The organism is Pedobacter sp. ASV28 (assembly GCF_016428855.1).
In the GTDB taxonomy this organism is placed as follows: domain Bacteria; phylum Bacteroidota; class Bacteroidia; order Sphingobacteriales; family Sphingobacteriaceae; genus Pedobacter.
The window spans coordinates 1-4,648 of sequence record NZ_JAELTN010000117.1; the positions used below are offsets into that span (position 1 = coordinate 1).

The window sequence follows — 4,648 nt, forward strand, 5'->3', positions numbered from 1 at the left end:
CCCCCCCCCCCCCCCCCCCCCCCCCCCCCCCCCCCCCCCCCCCCCCCCCCCCCCCCCCCCCCCCCCCCCCCCCCCCCCTTTATGGCTCGATCGTCGGCAGCGTCAGATGTGTATAAGAGACAGCCCCTACAGTTTACGTTGAATTAATTAACACCTACTATGATATCCAATATGAAACTGACATGAATAAATATCGTGTTTATTTTTCAGTTGGAGTTCCATATAGTACTTTATGTAGTTATTATAATTATAGATGTAATATTAAAATAGCTACAGACTGTGATGCGATTGAGAGTTTCACGACCGCCACTACTACGAACATAGGCATACAAACAATCAATTATAAACCGCAATATATACATGCATACTCACCAGCTTCAGGCGAACTCTATTTTCAGCAATTAAATATCATGAGTCCACCAACGTATTGCTACGATATAACACCCACAATTACATCCCCTAAATATCTTGTACAATACAAGCTTGTTTCTTCATCAACATGGATAGATTTTGCTGCTCCATTGCTAGAATATGGGGATATAACAATCTCTGGATTAACACCTGGAAGTTATGAATATAGATACAGATATCTAGTAAGAAGCTCTCCCGAATTCTATCATCCATTTTACATATATGACACTGGTGCAGTAGTCGTACATTAAATAAATAGCAGGCAATAGTATGATGCTATCCCACGAGTTTCTTTTGACAATTGTTGTCAAATTAAGTTTTTAAATTAAAACGGCAATTTCTCTTTTGAGAATTGCCGTTTTCCATATAATTATAAACCCAAGAAGAACTGCTCAAAATTAATTTTACCTATCGGTAATCATTTTCATTTAAGATAAGTCTCTTTATAACCTCATGATAAATCAATCAATGACAGAGGCGAAGACTCGATATAAACCAACTCTTACGCCACTCTACTATTATTTAAGGTGAATTATTTGTATGTTTGAATCTATGTTGCGCATATACTTATCTGTTTTAATAACTCTTTGTTGTTTAAGTGTTTTTAGTCAAACACCTTATGGTAACGACTGGATTAACACCAACCAATCTTATTATAAAATTAAGGTAAGCCAAAAAGGCATATACCGATTGAACTATACTACATTAAACCAACAGATTCCTTCTTTAAATAGTATCAATCCGAAAAATTTCCAATTATTCAAAAACGGGAAAGAGGTTGCTATTTATGTACAGGGAGAAAATGACAATACTTTTGATGCCAGCGACTTTATTGAGTTTTACGGCGAGCCAAATGATGGCACATTAGACAAGGAACTATATCCTGTTGCCAACAACCAGCCTCATAACTACTATAGTTTATTTACCGATACTGCTGCCTATTTCCTTACTTTTAGCAATGCTACACTTGGTAAACGAATACAGAATTTCCAAGCTACAAAAATCGGCTTAACACCAGAAACTTATATTCTTTATGAGAGCTTGGGCATATATCCCGAGGTTTTTTATCAGGGAAAATATATTACTTCCCACATGAGTTTATCTGATTATCAGGAAGCAGAGGGATTTATGGGAACCACATATGGTAAGGGGGGACAACAGACCAGAACATTGCCTACTCCCAATTTATATACGGGTACTGGCGCCACTACCATCAAATTTGAAACCTACGTAGCTGGCAGATCAAATTCAACCGCTACCCATCCACAAGGTTATAATCATCATTTACGTATCAGTATTGGTAATGGTTCAAACACTTACCTAAAACAAGACATTCTATTTAAAGAATACGAAGTGGCCAAAACAACATTTGACATAACACCCAATGAGCTAGGCCAAAACACCAATATCATTTATCAATCTATTGATGATTTAAATCTAGGTGATGGAACAGATTATCAAGCTGTTTCTTACGCTAAAATTACCTATCCCCGCAACGTTGATTTGCAAGGAAGTGGAAATCTCAGTTTTTCATTGGGCGGTAGTGCTCAAAATAGATTTCTAAACTTTTCCAACAACAACAAGTCGCAGCCACTAATTTGGGATATTAGCTCCGAGAAACGAATTGCAGGTGAAATTAATGGCACAAATGCAGAATTTGTATTGTCGGCAAATACTACAAAAAGAAACCTCTTTTTATATGATGGAGCCTCCTTCATATCACCCGCAATGGCCAAAGTTGAAATGCTGAACTTTTCGCCAAGTACATTCGATAAAAATTTTATTATTGTCACACACAAATCCCTATTATCAAGCGCTCAAAATTATGCTTCCTATAGGCAACAAAGCGGATATAAGCCTTATATTATTACTACAGAGCAGTTATATGACCAGTTTTATTACGGGGTACATCATCCTTTAGCTATTCGTAATTTTGCCAAATACCTGCTACAATATGCCGGCACAAAGCCTGAGTATCTATTATTGCTAGGGAAGGGATTGGAAAACCACCTGATCAGATCATCACAAGGTATTAATGACGATCTGGTCCCCACCTATGGATCTCCCCCATCAGATGATTTGCTTACAGCCAGGATTAACAATACAAGCTTGGCGCCTGCTATCGCCACAGGAAGAGTAATAGCCAAAACAAATGAAGAGGTGGAAATCTATTTACAAAAGTTAAAAACCTACGAACAATATCCTGATTCGCTATGGCGTAAAAAGTTCATCCATATTAGCGGTGGCAGTACCATTTATGATAACTTATCTTGGGCCGCTTATCAAGCTAATATGTACAACATGGCAAAAGGCGAGTTTTTTGGTGCAGATACCGTTAACTTTAATAAGAATGTTAACCTGCCAATTAGTTCGGCCAGAAAGCAACAAATCATAGCTGAAATTAACAAGGGCGCCGCATTACTTTCTTTCTTGGGCCATGGAGCACATCAGGCAACAGAAATTGATTTTGGCCTACCTGAAGAGCTCAATAATAGTGATAAGCTATTAACCTATCTCATTAATGGCTGTACCACGGGAAACATGTACATCATAGAACCCTCTTTAGGCGAAAAACACATCATGTATCCGCAAAAAGGTGCTATAGGCTGGATCGGTACTTCTAGCGAAGGCATTGCCAGCTACCTATCTAATTTCAGTGCTATTTTTTATCAGAAGGCATTCAGCACAAGCTATGGCAAATCTATTGCGACCGCACTAAAAGAAGCCAAGACCCAATATCAAAACCTGAACGATGTCATCAATGTTATGCATACCACGCAGTATACATTTCAGGGCGATCCTGCGCTTAAGTTTTATACGCCTGCCAAACCAGATTACATGATCGAAAACAAGGATCTCTATATATCCCCTAATAACGTTACTGCACTATCAACCTCATTTTCTGTTGCCATCGTGGTAAAAAACATAGGAAAAGCAATAAACCAGCCCTTAAAAGTAGCCCTCACTCGTACCTTACCCAATAACACCATCATTACCTATCCACATCAGACGTTCACCAAGGCCGTTTTTAATACCGACACTTTATATTTCTCCATTAATTCGAACGATATCACTTCTGCAGGGGTGAATAAATTTACCGTTACACTAGATCCAGATGGACAGTATGACGAACTTTCTAAAACCAACAATACGGCAACTTTCGAATATAATATGTTGGCAAATGGAATAAATATCATTTATCCAAAAAAATATGCCATAGTACCTAAAACCGATGTAGAGCTCGTAGCACAATCCAACAATCTGTTGATTGGTAATGCCAACTATATTTTTGAAATAGATACCGTAAAAACATTCGATAGTCCGTGGAAAAAAGCTTCTGGCGTATTAAACGCTGGTTTTTTGCCAAAATGGAAACCTGCACTTCTATCCAAGAACAATCAGGCATATTATTGGAGGGCAAAATTAGATGTACCTGCAGATAAAGGTGGAATATGGCAAGAAAGTAGTTTTACTTATGTTACCGATAGCCCTGACGGTTGGAACCAGTCGCACTACCAGCAATACATAAATGGTACGTTAACAAATCTTGAATTTAACAATACGACAAAGCTATTAGAATTTGTCAAAAGTGCCTTCTCTACCACCATACAGACCCGTGGTGATGATGCCCCTACCACCGATGAAAGAACTTACAGATCTAATCCTGGAGGTAGGCTGGGCTATTTAGGCTATGAATTTGAAGGAATATCAATCTTGGCACTACACCCCGTTACCTTTAGATCTTTTAACTACCCATCAACCTACAATATTATCAATGACGATTCAAATGGTTCACCTGTTTATTATTCCGGACAATTTGCTTTTAACATTAATAATCAGATCGCTATTGATAGTTTAATTGGATACCTCAATCAGATCCCCCAAGGTTACTATGTTATTGGTTTTAATGGCAGGGGAATTAATTTATCAGCACTTCCCCAATCTGCAAAAAATGCTTTTCTACAAATTGGCGTAACCAATATAGGAAGTATAGCCGCTGGAGAACCTTATATGTTCTGGGGGCAAAAAGGAGCGGCAGTAGGTACGGCCATTGAAAAAACTGCAGATTATGATAGCAGTGTTCCCCGCAGAAGCCAACAAATCAGGTTTACCAATATTTACCAATATCCCCTCACCCAGGGCAATTACATCACCGAACAAGCTGGGCCTGCCACACAATGGAAAAGTGCCAACTATGAGGTAAAAACCGATGCTACAGATGTAGTTTCCTTTGATC

Annotated in this window: 1 protein-coding gene; it reads left to right on the forward strand. The window is 38.7% G+C overall.

All coding sequences use genetic code 11. The annotated features are described in order from the left end of the window. Positions 1-963: 963 nt before the first annotated feature. A partial coding sequence (locus tag JHD79_RS22325; protein ID WP_199121574.1) for a C25 family cysteine peptidase occupies positions 964-4,648 on the forward strand: 3,685 nt, incomplete at its 3' end.